Source organism: Paraburkholderia sp. (assembly GCF_035948235.1).
In the GTDB taxonomy this organism is placed as follows: Bacteria; Pseudomonadota; Gammaproteobacteria; order Burkholderiales; family Burkholderiaceae; genus Paraburkholderia.
The window spans coordinates 1-20272 of record NZ_DASZJJ010000065.1; the positions used below are offsets into that span (position 1 = coordinate 1).

Here is a 20272-nt window from a genome sequence, read left to right on the forward strand (position 1 = left end):
TGCCGCGAGCCATTTTCCGGCGACCGGTACGGGCAGATCGGGAATGAGCCGGAAACCCACATAGAGATGCAGCAGCACACCGATGGAAATGAAGCGGAGCAGAAACGAAAGTCGGGGCATGGCGGGCGCGGAAGCAATGGAGGAGCACGGCGGAAGGGGACGGCGCGCGATGCCGGAATGCCAGTGCACGAACGAATCAGCAAGCGCGAGTCACGATGCATTCTAGCCACAGCGCAGACTTCGTGCCGCAGGCAGGCAAGCCCGGACGAGACCGGCACAAGTGCGGGTGGTTTTGCGCAGCGCGGCATCGCGCGTCATTCCAGCTTGCAGGGCCCTTGCGTGTGGCTTGCAGCGCGCCGCACGCGGATGGTGTGGCACTGCGGCATTACCCTGGATTGCCAAAATGTGGGACGAGACGCACTATTTTCCCGTGGGCAGTGCGCGCTATTAAACGTTCATTGAACCCGCGCGATCTGTGAACTATGCTCGAATCGAGGCCCGTGCGGTTTCGGGCGCTCTGGGGGAGACGGGTCATGAAAATTACCAAGCCGGCTGTACAAGGGCTTCATGGTCGTCACGTAGGGCATGAGGGCAGCCACGTCATGCTGCCGCTGGTCGTGCTCTCGATCATGGCGATTGCGCTGTACTACGCCGTCAAGCAGGTCGATATCCTCGAGATTGGCCGCAGTGCGCTATTCGATGTCGTGATGGTGTTCGTCGCGCTCGGTATCGCGGGGCTGTTCGGGGTGGCGGGCGGCTGGCTGCGCTCACGCACCACCGAAGACGCGCCCGAGGGCTTTTGCTTCGTGGGCGCGCTGATCGGCGCCGTGGTGTTCTACTTCGCGCTGCTGACCTGAAGTTTGCTGAATACTTGCTTGATCGATGAGGCGACGCGGCGGTCGTGCGACACTGCCGCTTTCGCCTTCATTCAAGCGTTCCCGATGTTCGATCTTTTCGACGACACCCCGCAACCGGACGTCGACTGGCATCCCTCGTGGCTCAAGCCCGCCGAGGCCGCCGCTTACCTCGCGCGCATCGTCGCCGAAATCGACTGGCGTCAGGAGCGCATCCGCACACCCGGCGGCTGGGTGGACCAGCCGCGTCTGACCGCGTGGCAGGGCGACCCGGGCGCGGTCTATATCTACTCCGGTATTCGCAATGTGCCGCAGCCTTGGACCGCGGCCGTGGCCGAACTGCGCGACGCAATCGCCGCGCTCTGCAATGTGCGTTTCAACAGCGTGCTGCTCAACCGCTATCGCGGCGGCACGGACAGCATGGGCTGGCACGCCGACCACGAACCCGAACTCGGTCCCGAACCGGTTATTGCGTCGCTGAGCCTGGGCGCCACGCGGCGCTTCGATCTGCGCCACACGGCAAGCGGCGTCACGCGCTCGTTTGCGCTGTCAGGCGGCAGTTTGCTGGTGATGCGCGGTCAGACACAGGCGCAATGGCGGCATCGCGTGCCCAAAGAACCTGCGGTGAACGGGGAGCGCGTCAACCTGACCTTTCGGGTGGTCATGTCAGAATTGCGGAAGAAGTGAGCGAGTTACGTGGAATTGGCGGGGAATTGGCGGGGAATTGGCGGGGAATTGGCGAATTTTTGAATTCGACTTTATGCGCATAAAAATCGAATTCGAAATTTAGCGCCGTCACGCTCCCTTCAATCCTCACCCAGCCGCCGCCGAATCGTTGCAACTAACCTCTCGAACTCAAGCGTCGATGCACTCAGCGCCGACGTCTGCGGATAGTGTTCGCGCGCGATATCGGTCAGGACCTGGCCCGGCGGCGCTTCAACCAGCACCGTCGCGCCCGATTCGACCATGACCGTGAGCGCATCGAACCAGCGCACCGTATAACGCATATTGGTGGCCAGATCGGCGCGAATGGCGTCGCCGTTGTAGAGCGGACGGCCGCCGCGATTGTCGATATAGACGCCTTCAGGGGCGTGAAACGGGATATCGCGCGACCAGGCCACGAGTTGGTCGGCGGCATCGGCCAATAGTTCGCAATGCGAAGGAACTGAAATCGCCAGGCGCTGCGCCTTGCGCGCACCGGCCACAAGCGCGCACGTCGCGAAGGCTTCGAGCGCCGCGTCGGCACCTGCCACGACGATCTGGCGCGGCGCGTTCACGTTGGCCACATAGACGCGGGCGCCCCTGTCCTGCGCGTGCGCGGCGGCGAGCGTTTCGATCTGCGTTTCGCTCAGGCCGGAAACAGCGGTCAGCCCATAGCCCGAAGGCCACGCGGATTCCATGAGTTCGGCGCGTTTGCGCACCATGCGCAGGGCGTCGTCGAAGGCGAGCGCGCCGCAGCACACAGCGGCGGCGTAGGCACCCACGGACAGGCCCGCGCTGAACTGCGGCGTCAAGCCTGCATGGGCGAGCGCACGCGCGTTTGCGACACCGGCGACTACGAGGCCGATCTGCACGGCGACGGTCGATTGCAGGGCTTCGGCGCTATCGAGCGTGAGCACATCGGTGCCGATTACGGCCGAGGCTTCGTCGAGCGTCGCGCGCACGACATCGTGCTCGGGCAGCCGATGCAAAAAGCCCGGACTTTGCGCGCCCTGGCCGGGAAACAGGCAGGCGAGTGTCATGACGGTTGCCAGCGGGGTTGCCACGGATCGGCGACAAGGCGCGCGCCGTCGCTTGCCCGCGCCAGCACGCGTGGTTTGCCCGCCGCGAGTTCGGCGAGCGCGACGCCGCCGCAAGGGGTTTCGATCTGCGCATCGACGCGGGCACCGGTGTGCTGCGCGGCACGCGTAAGCGCTTCAAAGAGCGCCTGGATCGTTGTCGTGTCACAGCGCTCGGGCATGCGTATCAGCAAGTCGAGATCGCTGGCCTCATTGATCGTGGGCACTTGCGTGGCGAGTTCGAAACCCGCGCTGCCGGTCGGCCCCCAGGCGAAGGCATTCAGCACATCGGCATCGTCACGCAACGCTTTCAGCGCAACAAAAGCCGAAAACGCCGCTCGCTGCGCCGAAGGTTCGACGGCAAGCAGCGATTCAGGGGGGATAGATGATTCGATATCCTCAACATCAATCCACGTCCCGAAACGCTGCGCGCGCGTTTCGCCACGCATGCCCGCTGCCACAAAGCCCGCCGCCGCTTCTGCACGCCGTACCACGGCAAATGGCACGCGCGCGAACGCATCGCGCACCCACGAAGGCTCATCCGCTAGCGGCTCCAGACGCGCAAGCCGCAACAGATCGTGCGCGCGCCAGCGCGCTTCAGCGACGAGTGGCGCGTCGGCGGGAAACGGCGGGGCGGCGCACACGCGCATCAGGCCGCATCCCACTGCTGCGCAAGGCGCTTGCGCACCTCGATGGAAGCCGCGCGCGTGCGTTGCGCCGCATCGCCTTGCAGACGATGCGAAAGGCCGGGCTTGTCGCCGCGCGCCTCACGCACTTTCTGCGCGAGCACATCACGCACCTTGGCGATCTGAGTGTCGCTGGGCGCATCGGCATCAACGCCATGGATCAATTCGTCGAGCAGACCGAGCTTCGCGAACGATGCCATCGTGTACGACATCGGCACGATCTTTTCGCCCAGTGCGTCAAGGTCGTCCACGCTGCGCCTGGTGACGCGAGCCGCTGCTTCCTTGCCCATCGCATGCACCATCGTGCCCGGCGCGTCGAGCGCGACGATGCGGTTGGCCTGATAGCCGTGCGCGAGGAACGCACCCGACATCGCAGGCCCGACGATCAGCGCAACGACAGGGTGGCCGGCCAGGCGCGCGCTCGCATACGCATCCACACCCGCCGCGCAAGCCAGATGAATACCCAGCATCTCCTCGCGAAAGCCGTAGGCCTGACTTTTCACATCGACCACCGCGACGATCGGGCGGCGTGTGCCGCTGGCCGCATCTTCGGCAATCGCCGTGCGCACGGCTTCGGCCAGACGCCAGCCTTGTTCGAGGCCGACCACGTTATCGCGTGCACGCGGGAAGCGGTTTTGCGCATCGGGCACGACCGCGATAAAGCGCGCGGTTTCGCCGTCGAGCGGCGCGTCGGCGTATTGCACGCAGGCGCCTTTCACCTGGTCGCCCGCGAGTGCGCGCAGCCATGTTGCGCCGCGACTCATCGACGTTTCGTTCATGCTTTTTCTCCGGGGATGGTCAGCGGCGCAGCAGTAAAAACCTCGCGCATCGTTTCGGGCGTGACGCTTGCAGGATCGATCTGCGCGAGCTTCGCGAGTGTGGCTTCGACGCGTTCGCTGCGATGCGTAGCGGGCACGCCCTGCGCAAACGCGGCCTGCACGGCGGCGCGCACGTCATCCACGGCATCGTCCACAAGTGCATCGGCAAAACCGGTGCGCGAGCGCTGTTCGCCGCCGATCAACTGCCACACGCCGCGGCGGTCGCTCGCATCGAGTTCCTCAATGCCCGCTTCCTGTTCGATCACCTCGGGGCCATTCATGCCCAACCGCCCCTGCTTCGTCATCACGAGATACGAGCACAACGCGGCAGCCAGCGACATCCCGCCAAAGCAGCCCACCATGCCCGCAATCACGCCCACCACCGGCACATGACGGCGCAGCGCGACGATGGCCGCCTGGATCTCGGAGATGACCGCAAGGCCCAGATTTGCTTCCTGCAGGCGTACGCCGCCCGTTTCGAACAGCACGACGGGGCGCACGATCTTGCCGCGCTCGCAGTCAGCGAGCGCGAGTTCGAGCGCCGCCGCAATCTTGCTGCCCGACACCTCGCCGATGCTGCCGCCCTGGAACGCCGATTCGATGGCACACACCACGGCCGCTTCGCCGTCAATGGTGCCGCGTGCGATCACTGCGCCATCATCGGCCTGGCATACGATGCCTTGCAACGGCAGCCACGGCGATTCGATGCGATCGAACGGCCCGAGCAGTTCGCGGAAACTGCCTTTGTCGAGCAGGGCGGCGGCGCGTTCGCGCGCGCCCAGTTCGATGAAGCTATCGCGCAGCAGTGCGGTCGTTGCGGTGGTATTTGGCAGGGCGCTCATGATTGCGCTCCATCCTGCGTCGCTTCCACAGCCTCTGCCAGACGCAGCGCCACCACGCCCGGCGTCGCGCCGAAGTCGTTGATCTCGATGAGCGCAGCGCCGTCGTAGCGCGTGAAAAAACGGTCCAGCACGCTCTTCCAGATGTGGCTATAGCCGTCAACGCTCGTATGCACGACTACGCGCGCCTGCATATCGGCGGCGGGCTGCAGCAGCACTTCGAGATCGCCCGAACCCACCACGCCCACATGGGCGCGCGTCGTCACGGCGCGCTGCGCCGGATAGTCGAATGTCAGTTGTTCCATGAAATCGTCCTTTGGCCGATGCGGTGCTGAATCAGTCTGTCGATGAAGAGCGTCGCGGCGAGCAGATCGGCCGCGCCGCCAGGCGATGCGTTAAGCGCAAGCAGCGTGCGTTCGAGCGCGTCGAAAGCCGCGCGGCCCGCGCGCGTGGCGATGCCGCCCGCGTCGCGCACGCGTTGCGCGCCGCTTTGTGCCGCCTCGTGACCCGCAAGGCCCGCGCGATGCAGCACACAGGTGTCGTCGAGCGAGGCCATGATGGCGAGCAGCGTATCGACGCGCGCGGTGGCTTCGTCATGGCCTTGCGCGCGCGCCGCGTGCAGCGCGGGCAGACCCACGCGAACCACATGCGGAAAGCTATCCTGCGCTTCCTGTCGCGCGCCGCCGACGTGGTAGCGCTCGCGCACGCGTTCGCCGTTGCTCGCAGGCGCGGGCGTGGCCAGGCGGTCGTCGAAGCGCGCGATCTGTGCGGCCGTATCGGCGATTGCATTGGCGTGCGCGAAGGGGCTGGCGTCGTCGGCAGGTGTGTGCATGATCGTTGCGCCCGCAACCAGCAGGCCAACAATCCAGATCGCGCCGCGATGCGCGTTGCTGCCGCCGGTGGCGCGCATCATCGCTGCTTCGCCGGTACGGCCGATGCGTGCTAGGTCGGTACGCAGCGCGCTGCCCGGCGTTGCGCCGCGTGAGGCGCGTGCGAGCGCTTCGAACGTGGGTTCGAGCGCGTGGGCGGAACGTAGCATCGTCGCGAGATCGAGATCGACATGCGCGCCGCTGCCGCGTGCATCCACCAGCGCGGGCTTGGGCGTGAGGCGTGCTTCTTCGATCAGCGCGTCGCGGGCGAAGCGCGCCAGTTGCGCTTCTGGGCCAGGCGTTGTGCGGCGTGCGTACAGCGGCCCGGCGCTTTCGGTGAATGTTTCGAGCACGATGGTCTGCATCGCGCTCACCAGCTACGGAAACGCGCGGGTGGCGTGTACAGACCGCCCGACCACGTCACCAGATCGTCGATACTGCGCGCCGCGAGCAGCGAGCGCTTGGCGTCGCCGCGGCGAATGGCCAGATCCTCGGGGAACTGCACGACGCCGCGCCGGCGCAACTCGGCGGTCTTGTCCGCTTTCGCGCGCAGGCCGATGGGCGTAACGCCCGCCACGGCGGCCAGCGCCGCGCGGCGCTCGTCGATGCCTTCCGCGCGATGCAGATGCGCGATGCCTTCCTCGGTCACCACGTGGCTCACGTCGTCGCCGTAGATCATCACAGGCGCGACCGGCATGCCGCTCTTTTCGCCCACGGCGATGGCGTCGAGTTCATCGACGAAAGTCGGCTCGCCGCCTTTCTTCCACGTCTCCACCAGTTGCACCACGAGTTTCTGGCCGCGCGCAATCGGCGATTGCGGATCGGCACGGCGCAACAGCTTGAGCCACGCTTCGCTCGCATGCCGGCGCCCGCGCGGATCGTGGCCCATGTTCGGCGCGCCGCCGAAACCCGCCAGACGCCCGCGCGTGACGGTGGACGAATTCGCATCGGCATCGATCTGCAGCGTCGAGCCGATAAACAGATCGACGCCATACTGGCCCGCAAGCTGGCACAGCACGCGGTTCGAGCGCAGGCTGCCGTCGTTGCCGGTGAAGAATACGTCCGGGCGCGCCGAGATATACGACTCCATGCCCACTTCGCTGCCGAAGCAATGGACGCTTTCGACCCAGCCCGATTCGATGGCCGGAATCAGCGTGGGGTGCGGATTGAGCGTCCAGTTGCGGCAGATCTTGCCGCGCAGGCCCAGCGATTCGCCGTAAGTGGGCAGCAGCAGTTCGATTGCGGCGGTGTCGAAACCGATGCCGTGATTGAGCGAGGTGATGTTGTACGGCGCGTAGATGCCCTTGATGGTGAGCATGGCCGTGAGGACCTGCAGATCGCCGATATGGCGCGGATCGCGCGTGAAAAGCGGCTCCACCGCGAAAGGCCGGTCGGCTTGCACGACCACGTCCACCCACGATCCGGGAATGTCCACGCGCGGCAGTTCATCGACAATTTCGTTGACCTGAACGATCACGATGCCCTGACTGAACGCAGCGGCTTCGGCAATCGTGGGCGTGTCCTCGGTGTTCGGGCCGGTGTAGAGATTGCCGTGACGGTCGGCTTTCTCCGCGCACAGCAGCGCGACCTGCGGAATCAGATCGACGAACATGCGCGCGTACAACTCCACATAGGTGTGGATCGCGCCCACTTCGAGCTGGCCGTCTTCAAGCAGTTGAGCAACGCGCAGGCTTTGCGGACCCGCAAACGAAAAGTCCACGCGATGCGCGATGCCGCGCTCGAACAGTGTCAGATGCTCTGGCCGATTGATGGTCGAAATCAGCAGGTGGACGTTGTTGAGCTTTGCGGGATCGGCCTTGGCCAGCGAGCGCGAGAGGAAGTCGGCCTGCTTCTGGTTGTCGCCTTCGAGGGCGACGCGATCGCCCGGGCGGATCAGCAGTTCGAGCGCTTCGGTCGTGCGCGCGGCTGGCAACACGCCGTCTTCGAGCCAGTGAGCCACCGAGGCGAGGCGGCGGGCTTTCTCGTCGCGGCGCGTGGTCCACGAACGCGGTGCGTTTGCGTCGGGTGAAGAGGGCGTTTCAGCTTGAGGCTTCATCGGATGTTCGGCTCCGGGAACGGGGTGTTGCGGGAGAGGCGGATTCGGCGTTGGCGGCGGCGCGCATAGTCTTGCCCGCACGTCGCTTTTTTGCGGCGGGCGCTGCCGCACGCGCTGCCTCGCGCTCGCTCAGGAAACGGTAGATCAGTTCGCCCGTGCCCAGCAGATGCTCGGCGACGAGCGCCTGGGCGGCGGGAATATCGCGGCGCTGCACGGCGGCGAGGATTTCGGCGTGCTCGGCATCCGACTCGCCCTTGTAGGCGGGAAAGCCGAATTTCAGGCGCAGATAACGCTCGCCGCGCCGATGCAGCGTGGCCAGCATCTCCATCAATTGCGGACGTCCGGCGGGCGCGTAAAGGCTCATATGGAAAGCCTCGTTGCGCGCGACATATTGCGACGGATCGGTCTCATGCGAGCCGGACGCGGCCAGCGCGCTGACTTCGCGCAGCGATGCTTCCGTGTGATTGGGAATCGCGAGGCCCAGCGCCAGGCTCTCCAGCGCGGAGCGGATCTCGTAGATCTCGCGTGCCTCGTCGCGTGACAGCGGCGCGACGCTCGCGCCTTTGTTCAGTTCGATACGGGCCCAGCCTTCGCTCGCAAGCTGGCGCAGCGCCTCGCGCACGGGGATTGCGCTCACCGAGAAATGACGCGCGATGGCGTCCTGGCGCAGCGGCGCGCCGGGCGCGAGCGTGCCCTCGACAATGGCGGTGCGCAGCGCATCCGCGATGACGTGCGAGGTGCTAGTGGGCGGCGCGAGCGGGGTTGCCACGCCCGGCAGAACCGTTCGCGACGTGGGCGCCGATGCGCCGTCCAGGGGAAAACCATTCGTTGCGTTACTCATAACTTCAAATATTATATATAAAACGGTGACGAGCAAAGTCTCGCAAACCCGCAACACAGAATAGATCGGCAGACAGCAAACAGTTAGCTCGTAATGGCCTTTCAGCGAGCTTGCACAGCGCACTGGCGTCACGCCAGGGTGAATTCCACGCTGCACGGGATCGGCAAAGGTGCCCAGGCACATCGCCGCGCCACAGGAGGAGACAAGCATCATGAATTCGATTACCGGGTCCGCGCGGCGAGCGCACAAGACGCCGCTCAACCGTTCGCAGATCGCAGGCTTCTGGGGCGCATGGGCCGGCTGGACACTCGACGGGATGGACTCGTTCATCTACGCGCTGGTGCTCACGCCCGCGCTTGCCGAGCTATTGCCTAAGTCGGGCTATGCCGCCACGGCGTCGAACGTCGGGCTGGCGGGCTCGATCCTGTTCGCGCTCTTCCTGGTGGGCTGGGGCCTGTCGTTCATCTGGGGGCCGCTGGCCGACCGCTTCGGCCGCACGCGCGTGCTGGCGGGCACCATCTTCATGTTCGCGATCTTCACGGGGCTGTCGGCCACGGCGCAAAGCGTGTGGGCGCTGGGTTTCTACCGCTTTCTCGCGGGCGTGGGGATCGGCGGCGAATGGGCGCTGGCGGGCACTTACGTAGCGGAATCGTGGCCCGAGGATCGCCGCAAGATGGGCGCGGGTTATCTGCAGACGGGTTATTACGCGGGCTTTTTTATCGCGGCGGCGCTCAACTACACGGTGGGCGTGCATTTCGGCTGGCGCGCGATGTTCCTGACGGGCGCGGTTCCGGTTGTGGTGGCGATTCTCGTGCTCACGCGTGTAGAGGAACCGACCACCTGGAAGAAGGCGGAAGCGAGCCACGTACGTCGCGCTCACCCACTGCGCGAAATCTTCGGCAGTGCTTATCGAAAGCGCACAATTGTGGCTTGCGCGTTGCTGACGATTGCGATCATCGGCCTGTGGGCGGGCGCGGTGTATGAGCCTTCGGCCGTGATCCAGCTTGCGACGCGTGCAGGCGCGAGCAAAGCCGAGGCAATCCGCACGGCGTCCATCGCCACCGGCATCCTGTCGATCGGCACGATCTTCGGCTGCCTTGCACTGCCGCCGATGGCCGAGCGCATTGGCCGGCGCTGGACGCTCGCCGTCTATTTCGCGGGGATGGCGGTGACGATCGCGGCGAGCTTCGGCTGGGCCTATTATCTGCAGAACGGGCTGGTGCCGTTTATCGCGCTGCTGTTCGTGCTGGGCTTCTTCGGCGGCAACTTTGCGCTGTTCAGCCTGTGGCTGCCCGAACAGTTCGAGACGCGCGTGCGGGCCACGGCGTTCGCATTCTGCACGTCGTTTGGGCGCTTTGTGGGTGCGGGCGTGAATTTCCTGCTGGGCGCAGCCGTGTTGCATATGCACACGCTGGGCGTGCCGGTTGCGCTTACGGCCATTGCATTTGTGATCGGACTGCTAATTATCCCGTTCGCGCCGGAAACCCGAGGAGAAAAGCTACCAGTGTGATGCCGGACGATAAAGGCGCGTGATTCACATGCGCCTTTTTTATCGGCGTTTGAATGCAAGCCGCGGCGGCAGCAGACGCCAGCCAAGATTCACGCCCAGGCTCGCCGCCACGATCAACACCATGCCCGCGCATTGCGGCACGCTCAGCGCGCGGCCATAAACGAGCGCATCGACGGCAATCGCCGTAAGCGGATAGATGAACAGCAATACGGCGATTACCGGCGTCGTGAGCCTGGGCAGCGCGCCATAGATCAGTACATACGACAGCCCCGTATGCAGCACGCCCATGCCGACGAGCCAACCCCATTGCACCGGCGAAATCGCATGGAGTTCTAGCGGCGCAATAAACGGCGCGATCAGCGGCAGGCACACCGCGCCCACCGCGCATTGCGTGAGCGTGAGTAGATGCGGGCGAAAACCGTGCAGGCTCTTGGCGATCAACGTGACGCTGGCATAGAGCACGGAGCCGCCCAGCGCTTCGGCCAGTCCGATCAGATAGCGCGAATGATCGGCCACCTGGTTTTCCGCGAGCACGCCCGAGGCCAGCACGAGGCCCACGAACGCAATCGCGATCCAACCCAGCCGGTCCGCGCCCAGACGCTCGTGAAAGAGCGCCGCGCCCATCAGCACGACCCAGAACGGCTGCACATGAAACACGACTGTCGCCACCGCGATGCTGGTGCGATGGATCGAATCGAAAAAGCCGACCCATTGCGTCACCATCAGCAGCCCTGAAACGAAGGCCAGCGCGAAGGTGCGGCGCGTGAACTGCTGCGCCAGTTGGCGCGGCGTCAGCCAGCCGCGCCACGCGCAGTACGCGGCAAGCGCGAGCATGCCGAACAGGCAGCGGAAAAACACGAGCGTGAGCGCGCCCAGATGCGCTTCTTCGACGAACACGCCGATCGTGCCCATCAGCAGGCCGCCGCCCGCGAGCATGGCGACGCCGTGACGGCGGCTGGTCTGGAGATCGGCTTGCAAGGGCTGCATGGTCGATGGACGGTCGAGCGTTGAAAACCGGCCCAGTATTCGTCAGTTGCGGGGTATCGGCAAACGAATTAAATTGAAGAATTCCATCAATGCAGCTGATGAATCATGAATCCCGAATTCGATCTCGATCTGTTGCGCACCTTCGCGGCCGTGGCAGATGCGGGCAGCTTCACGAAAGCGGCGGTGACCGTGCATCGCTCGCAGGCGGCGGTGAGCATGCAGATCAAGCGGCTGGAACAGATGCTCGGCACCACGCTGTTCGCACGCGACACGCGCAATCTGGCGCTCACGCGACCCGGCAATACCTTGCTCGAATATGCGCGGCGCGCGCTCGATCTGCAGGAGGAGGCGTGGTCGGCGCTGGTGCGGCCCGAAGTGACTGGGCGCGTCGTGCTAGGCGCGCCCGACGACTATATGGCCGCGCTGCTTTCGCCGGTGTTGCGGCGTTTTTCGACGCTGTATCCGCATGTGGAGATCGAGATCGTCTGCGCGCAGAGCGTGGCGCTCGGGCCGATGCTGGCGGACAACAAGATCGACGTGGCCTTCGTCACGCGCGACCGCAAGATACGCGGCGAATTCGTGCGCAGCGAAGACATGGTGTGGGTGGGCTCGCCCGACGATCCCGCGCCGCTGGCGATGTCGCCGCTACCGGTGGGGCTGTACGAGCACGGCAGCGTGGCACGTGCGCATACGGTGGCCGCGCTCGATGCGGCGCGTATCCGCTATCGCGCCGCGTATAGCAGCGCGAGCCTGATGGGCCTGATGGCAACGGTGGAGGCGGGCATCGCGGTGGTGGCGCTCACGCGTTGCAGCGTGCCGCCGCGCTTCGAGATGCTGGGCGAGGCGCACGGACTGCCGAAGATCGAGCCGCTCGATATCGTGGTCGCGCGCAGCGTGAAATCGAATCGGCCCACCTGCGATTACTTCGTAGAACAGATGATGCAGGATCTGTCGATCAAGCGTCAGCGCGGATAGACGTTGACGTCACCGCCCACGGCAATGCGCACGCGCTCGCCCGTGCGCGGCGTGCGATAGCCGGGTACGCGCGCACGGATCGTTGTCGGCGGCGTTGTCGTTGCGGCCAGTTCCAGCGTGAGCGCGGCGTCCTGGCCCTGGAACGTCACGTCGCGCACGAGCGCTTCGAGTCCCTCTGCGCCGTGGTCGAGCACGTCGATCTGCTCCGGCCGCAGCATCACATCCACATCGCCGTCTGCGGGGCGTACGCCTTCCGCAAGCGGCAATTCACCGAGCGCACAGTGTGCGCGGCCCGCCGTGACGCGGCCCGGCAGCAGCACGGCTTCGCCGACGAACGCGGCCAGTTCGCGCGTAACGGGGCGGCGATAAAGCGTTTGCGGCGCGGCGGTCTGCACCAGACGTCCGCGCCACAGCACCGCGACTTCATGGCCGAGCGACAGCGCTTCGGCCTGATCGTGCGTCACCAGCACGGCGGTCGCGCCCGCAGCCGCGAGCGCACGTGCGACGGCTTCGCGCGTTTCCAGACGCAACGCGGCGTCGAGCGACGAGAACGGCTCGTCGAGCATCACGAGTCCCGGCGAAGGCGCGAGCGCGCGCGCCAGCGCTACACGTTGCTGCTGGCCACCCGATAGCTGTTGCGGCGCGCGGCTCGCATACGACTGCGGCAGGCCCACGAGTTCGAGCAATTCCGCCACGCGATGGCCCGCGCGCCGCTGCGCACGCGGCAGACCGAAGACGATGTTTTCCGCCACGGTGAGATGCGGAAACAGCGCGCCTTCCTGCGGCACATAGCCGATCTGGCGCTGCTCCGTAGGCAGATGCAGCGCATCGCCCGCTACGCGCCGTCCGCCGATCTCGATGGTGCCCGCATCGGCGCGCTCAAAACCGCATAGCAGGCGCAGCAGCGTGGTCTTGCCGCTGCCAGAAGGGCCGAGCAGGGCGACCAGTGCGCCCGACTTCACCGAAAGATGAACGTCGTGCAGCACGGGATGGCCGTCGAAGGACTTGGAGACGCCGGAAATGCGAAGTGTGCTCATGAATACGGAAAACGTCGATCAGCTTGCGCAGATTAGGGTGTATCGGCGGGCGGCACAGTCGCGTGCGCCGCGAGCGCCGACTTGCCCGCGAACGCGAACAGCAGGCCCGAGGCCGCGAGCGACAGCGCCGTGAGCAGCGCGGCATAGGGCGCGGCGGCGGCGAATGCGAGCGTCGAGGTATCGGACCAGACCTGGGTGGCGAGCGTATGGGTGCCGATGGGTGCGAGCAGCAGCGTGGCGTTCAGTTCGGTGACGACGGAGATGAACACCATCGAGGCCGCCGCGCCCAGTCCGGGGCCCGCGAGCGGCAGCACCACGCGCCGCAGTGTGGCGAACCAGCCGAGGCCCAGCGCGCGCGACGTTTCTTCCAGCCGTTGCTGAGCCTGCAGCAGCGCCGCACGCACGCTGACCAGCGCGAGCGGCAGGAACAGGATCGCGTAGGCCGTGATCAGCAGCGTGGTGCCCTGATAAAGCGGCTCCAGCGCGCGCACCGCAAGCGACACGATGGCGAGCGCAATCACGAGACCCGGCACGCCTTGCGCGATAAACGTGGTGCGTTCGAGGAAGGTGGCTGCGCGGCTCGGAAAGCGCGCGAGCAGATACGCCAGCGGCAACGCCAGCAATGTCGTGAACACGGCGGCAATCAGGCCGAGCCGCAGCGACGCAAACGTGGTCGAGACCAGCAATTCGGCGGAGACATCGGCGGGCGTGATCGCGGCGGCGCCCGGTTGCGTGAGCCAGTAGCCGATCATGCCGAGCGGCACGCCCAGCGTGCCGATATTGAGCGCGACGAAGCCCAGCGCAACCGGCCAGCGCCAGCGGCCAAGCCCATGACGCACGCTCGCGCGCCGCGCGCCGCGATCGACGCGTTCATAGCGCGCGCTGCCACGTACGCGAAACTCGAACACGAGGCACACGAGACACAGCAGGATCAGCACGCAGGCCAGCAGCGACGCGCCGCCGCCATCGAAACTCGTGCGGTATTCGGCGTAAATCTCGGTGGTGAAGGTGCGAAAGCGCAGCAGCGTGAAGGCGCCGAATTCGGACAGCACGCCCAGCGCCACCAGCAGCATCGAGCCGAGCAGGGCAGGGCGCAACTGCGGCAGCACCACGCGCACGAAAGTGGTCCAGCGATTGCAGCCGAGCGCGCGCGCACATTCTTCCAACGCGGGATCGAGCCCGCGCAGCGCGGCGGCCACTGGCAGATAGACGAGCGGGAAATACGCGGTCGTGATGACGATCAACGCGCCCAGAAAGTCCTGCAAATCGAGGCTTAGCGAGACCCACGCGTAACTCGTGATGAACGCTGGCATCGCCAGTGGCGCGGCGGCGAGCAGCGCCCAGGCGCGCCGGCCCGGCACATCGGTGCGCTCGACGAACCAGGCGCAGGCCGTGCCGAGCACCGCCGAAGCCAGCGTCGCACTGACCGTGATTTCGAGCGTATTGACGAGCAGCTCGCCAACCAGCGGCCGGAAAATCAGATCGGCGGCATCGGCGAAACCGGAGTCCTGTCCATAGGAAAGCGCGCGCCAGAACGTCAGCGCGAGCGGCAAGAGCACCAGCAACGGACCGAGCGCCGCGGCCAGCAACAAGGCACGCGGCGCCCTCCGGCGCGCGGGCGTGCCCGTTACGCCGTCCAGACCATCCAGGGTATCCGGCACGGGACGTGCCGGTGAAACAGCATCGCTCACAATTTAATCAGGCATCCTTGTGAATTGCATTTGGATCAAAGCAGGCCGGCCTGACGCAGCAGACGCGCGGCCTGGCTGTCGTCGCCAAGCTGCTGGATCGTCAGCGCAGGCGGCTTCAACTGGTCGAACGGCTTGTTGATCGGGTCGCCCGCCACGCCAGGGCGCAGCGGATATTCATAGCTGATGTGGCCTTGCGCCATGAGTTTCTGCGCGCGCGCGCTCACCAGATACGCGAGAAACTTCTGCGCGCCGTCCGGGTTGTGCGCGGCCTTCAGGATCGCGGCGCCCGAGACGTTCACGAGCGCGCCCACGTCGCCATCGGCGAAGTGCGCAACCGCGCTGCGCGTCTGCTTGTCGCCGATCTCGGCGTGCAGGCGGTCCCAGTAGTAGTTGTTGATGATGCCCGTGGCCACGGCGCCGCGGTTCACGGCGGCCACTACGCCTTCGTCGTCGTCGAACACCTGCGAGTTGGTCTTCAGACCCTTGAGCCAGGCGAGCGTGGCGGCTTCGCCCTTGGCGGCCAGCACGGCGTCGACGAGCGGCAGGAAGTCGGCGTCGCTCGGCGCGATGCCCACTTTGCCCTTCCACTCGGGCTTGGCCAGATCGAAGATCGATTGCGGCAATTGCGAAGCCTGCACCTTCGCCGTGTTGTAGGCGAGCACGTTTTCACGCGCGGTCACGCCGACCCATTGTGCGGCCGGCGAGTTGTAGCGCTCGGGCACTTCGGCCAGCGTGCTCTTTTGCACCGGCGCGAGCAGGCCCTTCTCTTCGAGCAGCATCAGCTCGGGCGAGTTTTCGGTGAAGTAGACATCGGCGGGCGTCTTCTCGCCTTCGGCCACGAGCTGCGCGGCCAGCGCCGGGCCTTCGCCGCTGCGGATCTTCACGTCGATGCCGGACTGCTGCTGGAAGTCCTTGGCAAGCTGGTTCACGACCTGCTCGTGCTGGGCGTTGTAGAGCGTGATCGAAGCGGCGTGCGCGGCGAGCGGCACCATGCCCGCGACGGCCAGGGCGAGAGCGGCGGCGCGCAGACGCGCGCCAGAGAATGTTGTTTTCATGATCGGTCGTTATCCGTTCTTGTCGATTGCGTGTGTCGAATACGTGTAAAGAGACCTGTTTTCAGGCCTCGAACAGCTCGGCGCCAATGTACGAACCCGGCTTCGCGCCCGGCGGGCACGCGAAGATCGCGCTGCCTACGTGGGTCGTGAACTGGTTCATCATGTCGAACTTCGCGAGCTTCTCGTTGATCGGAATGAAGCCCTTGCGCGGGTCGGCCTGGTGGGCGACGAATATGAGGCCCGCGTCATATTCGGTTTCCTGACGCCATGGCGGCCAGCGCTCGATATAGAAGTTCGTGCTGTCGTTGTACGAATACGAGCGGCGCAGGATCTGCGCGCCGTCGTTCGAGGCGCGATTCGACAGGCGTACGTGCGAGTTGTCCGGAATCTGCGGATTGCCGTCCTTGTCCTCGGCGTTGAGGTCGACGGTGTCGAATTCCTTGTCCTTGCCGATGGGCGCACCGCTGTACTTGCGACGGCCGAACACCTGTTCCTGGAAGCCCACTTCCATCTGGTCCCAGTGTTCGAGCGTGATGCGGATACGGCGCACGACGGTGTAGGTGCCGCCCTGCATCCAGGGCGCGTCGGCGGCGGTGGCCCAGACGAATTCCTTCATCGCGGCGGCGTCGCTGGTCGGCGGATTGTTGGTGCCGTCCTTGAAGCCCATCAGGTTGCGCGGCGTCTGGCCGCGCGGACCCGACAGAAAGCCCGCCTGGCCCCAGCGCATGTGCAGCATGCCGTAGCCCTGGCGCGCGAGCTGGCGCACCGCGTGGAAGGCGACTTGCGCGTCGTTGGCGCAGGCCTGCACGTAGAGATCGCCGCCGGTTTTCTCGGGGATCAGCTGGTCGCCGTTAAAGCGCGGCAGATCGACGAGCGCGGCGGGGCGCTTGCTGGCGATGCCGTAGCGGTCCTTGCCTTCGGACATGAACAACCCGGGGCCGAAGCCGAACGTGATTGTGAGTCCTGCCGGGCCCAGGCCCAGCACATCGCCGGAATCCGGCGCGGGCTTGTCTTCGCTTACGCCTTCGAGCGCCTCGGCGCTCTGGCCTTGCGTCATGCGCGCGGCGGACTCGGTCCACTGGCGCAGCAGCTTGATGACGTCGTCGCGCGAGGTGGTCGTCAGATCGAACGCGGCCACATAGGTATGGGCCTGTTGCGGCGTGACGATGCCGCCCTGATGGGGCGCGTAAAACGGCTCGACAGCGGTGTACGGGTCGGCGGCTGCCGGGCGGTGCTTCGCCTCGGCGGCCTGGGCCGGCGATTGCGCAAGCGTCGCGCCGAGCGTGGCGCCCGCCGCGACGGCCGCGCCGCCCGCCTTCAGGAAACCGCGCCGCGCGGGTTGCCGCGGCCGGTTTTGGGATTCATCGGAGGACATGATTTATTTCGCCAGCACAAGAGTATTCACGTCGTCTTCCACGTAGTAGAAGCCGTCGCCAGCCGGAGTCAGCGCGATGCCGAACAGGTCGCCGTTGCCGGGCGGCGTTTGCGCCTTGTCGGTATCGATCCAGCGTGCGTAGAGTTGCTTCGCCGCGACCGGGTCGATTTCCACGACCTGGCCGTTGAGCGCATTCGTCACCAGCAGATGGCCCTGCGGCGTCAGGATCATGGCGAGCGGGCGGTGCAGCAGACCGTCGGCGGTGAGCTGGCGACCCACGCCCGCGCTGGTGTCGCGCGTGAGCGGATCTTCGATCACGTTGATGCGGTTGCCGATCGCGTCCGACACGTACAGCAGCTTGTTATCGGGCGAAAGCGCGAGACCCGTCGGGCCGACGAGGAACACGCCTTTATCTGCCTGTGCGCCGAAGCCGCTCGCCACCACGGTTTCGCTCTTCACCACCGGCGCCTGGCCGTTGGGGATGTCCAGATCCATGCGCAGCACCGTGGCCTGCTTGAACACGGGCGGATTGCCGTCCGCGCCGCCCACGCCGAAGCCGGCGTTGCTCACGAACAGCGTGGCGTGGTCGCCGTTGTCGACCACCGCCATATTGCCCCACGGATCGTTGATGTTCGGGCTGCTGATGACCTTGGCGATCTTGCCGCCGCTGTCGAGCACGATCATGCAGCCGGCGCCCTTGGTGCCGGTCGTGCCGTCGTTGCTGGGCGTGCTGCCGACGATCACCCAGCCGGACTTGAGCATCGTCATCGCGGTCGACAGACCCACGCCGCCGGGGCATTCCTTGAGGTCGCGCGGGATCGTCGCGAACAGCGTCATCTGCTTCGTGTCGGGATGATAGTCGACGATCGTGCTGCCCGTTCCCTGGAGGTTGGCGGCGTTGTTGAAGTTGTCGATCAGCACGTCACCCTGCTTCACGGCGCCCGCGCTCACCGGCGCGACGAAGATCGCATACGGATTCTGGTCGCCGTTATCGGGCACCGTGTTGATGAGCGTGGTGTGATGGTGGACGACTTCGAGCAGACCTTGCGGGTCGGCATGGGCGGCGAGCGGCGCGCCGAGCACGGCGGCAGCGGAGAGCGCGAGCGCCGCGCGGGTGGCGTGAGCCGAGCACAGCATCAGCTTGCGCATGGCGTGATTCATGGTATTTCTCCGTGCCTCACAGGGGCACGCGCGCACATCGATGTGCGCGGCGTGGGAGCGTGAGGACTTGGTGTTAGACATAAACGGATGCAGCGATCAGAACGTGATGTTGGTGCGTACGCCCAACACGAACGTATTGCGCAGCGGCGCAGTCTGGTCGTTCGGATTCTGGCCCGCGCCGGCATTGAAGGTGTACTGCGCATCGGCTTGCAACTGCCACCACGGCGTGACCTGGTACTGGTAGGTCGCTTCGAGCGTGGTTTCCTGCGTGCGCACGCCGTACGGGCTGGCATTGAAGTTGCGATAGTCCAGATCGAGGTCTTGCAGCGCGTTGCTGACCTTGATGTAGGTGACGGCGAGACCGACGCTGTCGTTATCGCGGCCCTTGAACGGCGCCTTCATCACGATGCCCGCGTTCGCGGAGAAGCTCACGAGATTGCGGTCGCCCGGCGCGCCCATCACGCGTGCGAACACGCCGATGCTGCGCGGCTCGTCGGGGTCCGGACGCCAGATCATTTGATCGGCCACGGCGTAGATGCTGTAGTCGCCATGATGCTGCGCAGCGATGCCAGTGCTCGCCGGATTGTTCAGCGACAGACCCGTGTTGTCGTAGTGCTGGTCGGCGAACGAGTTGCTGTTGTACCAGAAGCCCAGTTTGTAGGTGCCCGGCAACGCGTGGCTGTCCGCGCTCACGAGTTCGCCTTCGGACGGCTGGTTGATCGCATACTGCAGCTCGCCGATCACCAGCGCGCCGTTGTGCAGATTAAAGTTCGTACCGCTAAGGTTATTCGGATTGTTACCCAGCGGGTCGCCATCGAACACGCCGATCAAACCGGTGAGCGACGGTGCGATCTGGCCGCGCACACGCACGCCGAGATCCGCAAGCGGGTAAGCCGGGCCGCCCGACGGCATGTCGTACGAGGGCAGCGCGGGCCAGCCGAACATCGTGTTGACGAACAGCGCCGCGTACTGGCTCGCGATGAATTCCTGGTCGATACTCTGCTGACCGACCTTGACGTCGAGCTTCTTGTCGAGGAAGGACTGCTGGTACCACATCTCCCACAGACGCGTGGTGTCCTGCGCCTCGATGCCGCTCGCCGTGTTGAGCGTGCCCAGATTGCGCGCGCTCAGATTGGAACCGTGAATCTGCAGCGCGCTGATGTTGAACAGGCCGCCGGGAATGCCCAGCGCCTTGCTCGTATCGACCTGTACCGTCGCGGTGGTGAGACCGTCATAGGCGCCGCCGCGGTTCAGACCGCCACGCAGGTTGGCAAGATATTCACTCGTCTCGGTCAGCTCGAACGTCACGCCGTACTTGCCGAGCCACGGACGCAGGCCGCCCATGTCGCCCAGCAGATTCTGGCGCGTCCAGAGGCCGGTCATGAAGTTCGACGGCTGTGCCTTGATCGAGAGATCGGCCTCGGGAGCTTCGGGTGCGGCATCGGGGTTGCTCGTTTGTGCTTGAGCGGCGCCGCAGGCGAACGTGGCGCAGGCCGCCCACATCGCGAGACCCCGAAGGGCAGGCGTACGCCGTCCGAACGAGCGCGCTGACCGGTTGAATTTCATCGTATTCCTTACTTATTTAATTCTTTATAGCGGGATCGAATCTCCATGCTTGCCGTTATTGGCACGCCTGAATCGTTTGTCTCCGGGACGGCGCCATCGTACTCATCGGTAATATAGGCGTCAACACAAATGAGAATGATTCTCACATTAATTACGCGCCGTAAGCGTGTTGTT

19 protein-coding genes are annotated in these 20272 nt (G+C 65.5%); 4 read left to right on the forward strand and 15 right to left on the reverse strand.

What is annotated here, in order from left to right:
* The first annotated feature begins 533 nt into the window (after positions 1–533).
* Both VG320_RS04240 and VG320_RS04245 read left to right on the forward strand, forming a co-directional pair.
* Positions 534–857 (forward strand): hypothetical protein, encoded by a 324-nt coding sequence (locus VG320_RS04240; RefSeq protein WP_327198897.1) that lies wholly within the window; start codon positions 534–536, stop codon positions 855–857.
* Between the two features lie 84 nt (positions 858–941).
* Positions 942–1541 carry an alpha-ketoglutarate-dependent dioxygenase AlkB gene (locus VG320_RS04245; RefSeq protein ID WP_327198898.1) on the forward strand — a complete coding sequence of 200 codons (600 nt, stop codon included), beginning with the start codon at positions 942–944 and terminating at the stop codon, positions 1539–1541.
* Positions 1542–1660: 119 nt separating this feature from the next.
* Here the strand turns inward: VG320_RS04245 and mdcH are convergent, their stop codons facing one another.
* From mdcH to VG320_RS04285, 8 genes are read right to left on the reverse strand one after another with little or no spacing between them, the layout of a single operon-like run.
* Positions 1661–2596, reverse strand: coding sequence for a malonate decarboxylase subunit epsilon (gene mdcH / locus VG320_RS04250; protein ID WP_327198899.1), 936 nt, complete (start codon positions 2594–2596; stop codon positions 1661–1663).
* Positions 2593–3282, reverse strand: a complete 690-nt coding sequence (locus VG320_RS04255; protein ID WP_327198900.1) for a malonate decarboxylase holo-ACP synthase — start codon at positions 3280–3282, stop codon at positions 2593–2595. The genes mdcH and VG320_RS04255 overlap by 4 nt, the downstream gene beginning before the upstream one ends.
* Entirely contained in the window at positions 3282–4097 is an 816-nt protein-coding gene (gene mdcE, locus VG320_RS04260) for a biotin-independent malonate decarboxylase subunit gamma (RefSeq protein WP_327198901.1), read from the reverse strand. Before mdcE ends, VG320_RS04255 begins: the two co-directional genes overlap by 1 nt.
* A complete protein-coding gene (locus VG320_RS04265) occupies positions 4094–4978 on the reverse strand; it encodes a biotin-independent malonate decarboxylase subunit beta (protein WP_327198902.1) in 885 nt (294 codons plus the stop codon). Before VG320_RS04265 ends, mdcE begins: the two co-directional genes overlap by 4 nt.
* Positions 4975–5280: a malonate decarboxylase subunit delta gene (locus VG320_RS04270; RefSeq protein WP_103706559.1), complete on the reverse strand. Its 306-nt coding sequence runs from the start codon at positions 5278–5280 to the stop codon at positions 4975–4977. The genes VG320_RS04265 and VG320_RS04270 overlap by 4 nt, the downstream gene beginning before the upstream one ends.
* Positions 5268–6209, reverse strand: a complete 942-nt coding sequence (locus tag VG320_RS04275; RefSeq protein WP_327198903.1) for a triphosphoribosyl-dephospho-CoA synthase — start codon at positions 6207–6209, stop codon at positions 5268–5270. The genes VG320_RS04270 and VG320_RS04275 overlap by 13 nt, the downstream gene beginning before the upstream one ends.
* A 5-nt stretch (positions 6210–6214) precedes the next feature.
* Positions 6215–7900 carry a malonate decarboxylase subunit alpha gene (mdcA, locus tag VG320_RS04280; protein WP_327198904.1) on the reverse strand — a complete coding sequence of 562 codons (1686 nt, stop codon included), beginning with the start codon at positions 7898–7900 and terminating at the stop codon, positions 6215–6217.
* Entirely contained in the window at positions 7884–8741 is an 858-nt protein-coding gene (locus VG320_RS04285; protein ID WP_327198905.1) for a GntR family transcriptional regulator, read from the reverse strand. Before VG320_RS04285 ends, mdcA begins: the two co-directional genes overlap by 17 nt.
* Positions 8742–8952: 211 nt before the next feature.
* On the opposite strand from VG320_RS04285, the gene VG320_RS04290 reads away from it, so the two are divergent.
* Positions 8953–10251, forward strand: a complete 1299-nt coding sequence (locus VG320_RS04290) for an MFS transporter (protein WP_327198906.1) — start codon at positions 8953–8955, stop codon at positions 10249–10251.
* A gap of 39 nt (positions 10252–10290) precedes the next feature.
* On the opposite strand, the gene VG320_RS04295 is transcribed toward VG320_RS04290, so the two are convergent.
* A complete protein-coding gene (locus tag VG320_RS04295) occupies positions 10291–11238 on the reverse strand; it encodes a DMT family transporter (RefSeq protein ID WP_327198907.1) in 948 nt (315 codons plus the stop codon).
* 105 nt (positions 11239–11343) lie between these two features.
* On the opposite strand from VG320_RS04295, the gene VG320_RS04300 reads away from it, so the two are divergent.
* On the forward strand, positions 11344–12213 hold the full coding sequence (locus VG320_RS04300; protein ID WP_327198908.1) for a LysR family transcriptional regulator: 870 nt from the start codon (positions 11344–11346) through the stop codon (positions 12211–12213).
* Here the strand turns inward: VG320_RS04300 and VG320_RS04305 are convergent.
* The 6 genes from VG320_RS04305 to VG320_RS04330 form a co-directional block, all read right to left on the reverse strand.
* The gene (locus VG320_RS04305) at positions 12201–13250 is read right to left on the reverse strand and encodes an ABC transporter ATP-binding protein (RefSeq protein WP_327198909.1); all 1050 of its coding nucleotides are present in this window, start codon (positions 13248–13250) and stop codon (positions 12201–12203) included. The two genes, VG320_RS04300 and VG320_RS04305, sit on opposite strands and share 13 nt — an antisense overlap.
* A 32-nt stretch (positions 13251–13282) precedes the next feature.
* Positions 13283–14911, reverse strand: a complete 1629-nt coding sequence (locus VG320_RS04310; protein ID WP_327198910.1) for an iron ABC transporter permease — start codon at positions 14909–14911, stop codon at positions 13283–13285.
* A 65-nt stretch (positions 14912–14976) separates the two neighbouring features.
* Complete coding sequence (locus VG320_RS04315; RefSeq protein ID WP_327198911.1) at positions 14977–15996, reverse strand: iron ABC transporter substrate-binding protein; 1020 nt, start codon at positions 15994–15996, stop codon at positions 14977–14979.
* Positions 15997–16057: 61 nt separating this feature from the next.
* Positions 16058–17371, reverse strand: coding sequence for an iron uptake transporter deferrochelatase/peroxidase subunit (gene efeB, locus VG320_RS04320; RefSeq protein ID WP_327198912.1), 1314 nt, complete (start codon positions 17369–17371; stop codon positions 16058–16060).
* Positions 17372–17374: 3 nt separating this feature from the next.
* On the reverse strand, positions 17375–18532 hold the full coding sequence (locus VG320_RS04325) for a hypothetical protein (RefSeq protein WP_327198913.1): 1158 nt from the start codon (positions 18530–18532) through the stop codon (positions 17375–17377).
* A gap of 96 nt (positions 18533–18628) precedes the next feature.
* Complete coding sequence (locus VG320_RS04330) at positions 18629–20035, reverse strand: carbohydrate porin (RefSeq protein WP_327198928.1); 1407 nt, start codon at positions 20033–20035, stop codon at positions 18629–18631.
* Between the last annotated feature and the right edge of the window lie 237 nt (positions 20036–20272).

What these genes read in the sequence shown, in the direction of transcription:
- VG320_RS04330 (WP_327198928.1), bottom strand. Translation starts at nt 20,035, where the DNA reads ATGTGGGCGGCCTGCGCCACGTTCGCCTGCGGCGCCGCTCAAGCACAA.
- VG320_RS04325 (WP_327198913.1), bottom strand. Translation starts at nt 18,532, where the DNA reads ATGAATCACGCCATGCGCAAGCTGATGCTGTGCTCGGCTCACGCCACC.
- VG320_RS04275 (WP_327198903.1), bottom strand. Translation starts at nt 6,209, where the DNA reads ATGCAGACCATCGTGCTCGAAACATTCACCGAAAGCGCCGGGCCGCTG.
- VG320_RS04240 (WP_327198897.1), top strand. Translation starts at nt 534, where the DNA reads ATGAAAATTACCAAGCCGGCTGTACAAGGGCTTCATGGTCGTCACGTA.
- mdcH (WP_327198899.1), bottom strand. Translation starts at nt 2,596, where the DNA reads ATGACACTCGCCTGCCTGTTTCCCGGCCAGGGCGCGCAAAGTCCGGGC.
- VG320_RS04305 (WP_327198909.1), bottom strand. Translation starts at nt 13,250, where the DNA reads ATGAGCACACTTCGCATTTCCGGCGTCTCCAAGTCCTTCGACGGCCAT.
- VG320_RS04300 (WP_327198908.1), top strand. Translation starts at nt 11,344, where the DNA reads ATGAATCCCGAATTCGATCTCGATCTGTTGCGCACCTTCGCGGCCGTG.
- VG320_RS04245 (WP_327198898.1), top strand. Translation starts at nt 942, where the DNA reads ATGTTCGATCTTTTCGACGACACCCCGCAACCGGACGTCGACTGGCAT.
- VG320_RS04290 (WP_327198906.1), top strand. Translation starts at nt 8,953, where the DNA reads ATGAATTCGATTACCGGGTCCGCGCGGCGAGCGCACAAGACGCCGCTC.
- VG320_RS04285 (WP_327198905.1), bottom strand. Translation starts at nt 8,741, where the DNA reads ATGAGTAACGCAACGAATGGTTTTCCCCTGGACGGCGCATCGGCGCCC.
- VG320_RS04315 (WP_327198911.1), bottom strand. Translation starts at nt 15,996, where the DNA reads ATGAAAACAACATTCTCTGGCGCGCGTCTGCGCGCCGCCGCTCTCGCC.
- VG320_RS04295 (WP_327198907.1), bottom strand. Translation starts at nt 11,238, where the DNA reads ATGCAGCCCTTGCAAGCCGATCTCCAGACCAGCCGCCGTCACGGCGTC.
- mdcA (WP_327198904.1), bottom strand. Translation starts at nt 7,900, where the DNA reads ATGAAGCCTCAAGCTGAAACGCCCTCTTCACCCGACGCAAACGCACCG.
- VG320_RS04255 (WP_327198900.1), bottom strand. Translation starts at nt 3,282, where the DNA reads ATGCGCGTGTGCGCCGCCCCGCCGTTTCCCGCCGACGCGCCACTCGTC.
- VG320_RS04265 (WP_327198902.1), bottom strand. Translation starts at nt 4,978, where the DNA reads ATGAGCGCCCTGCCAAATACCACCGCAACGACCGCACTGCTGCGCGAT.
- efeB (WP_327198912.1), bottom strand. Translation starts at nt 17,371, where the DNA reads ATGTCCTCCGATGAATCCCAAAACCGGCCGCGGCAACCCGCGCGGCGC.
- mdcE (WP_327198901.1), bottom strand. Translation starts at nt 4,097, where the DNA reads ATGAACGAAACGTCGATGAGTCGCGGCGCAACATGGCTGCGCGCACTC.
- VG320_RS04270 (WP_103706559.1), bottom strand. Translation starts at nt 5,280, where the DNA reads ATGGAACAACTGACATTCGACTATCCGGCGCAGCGCGCCGTGACGACG.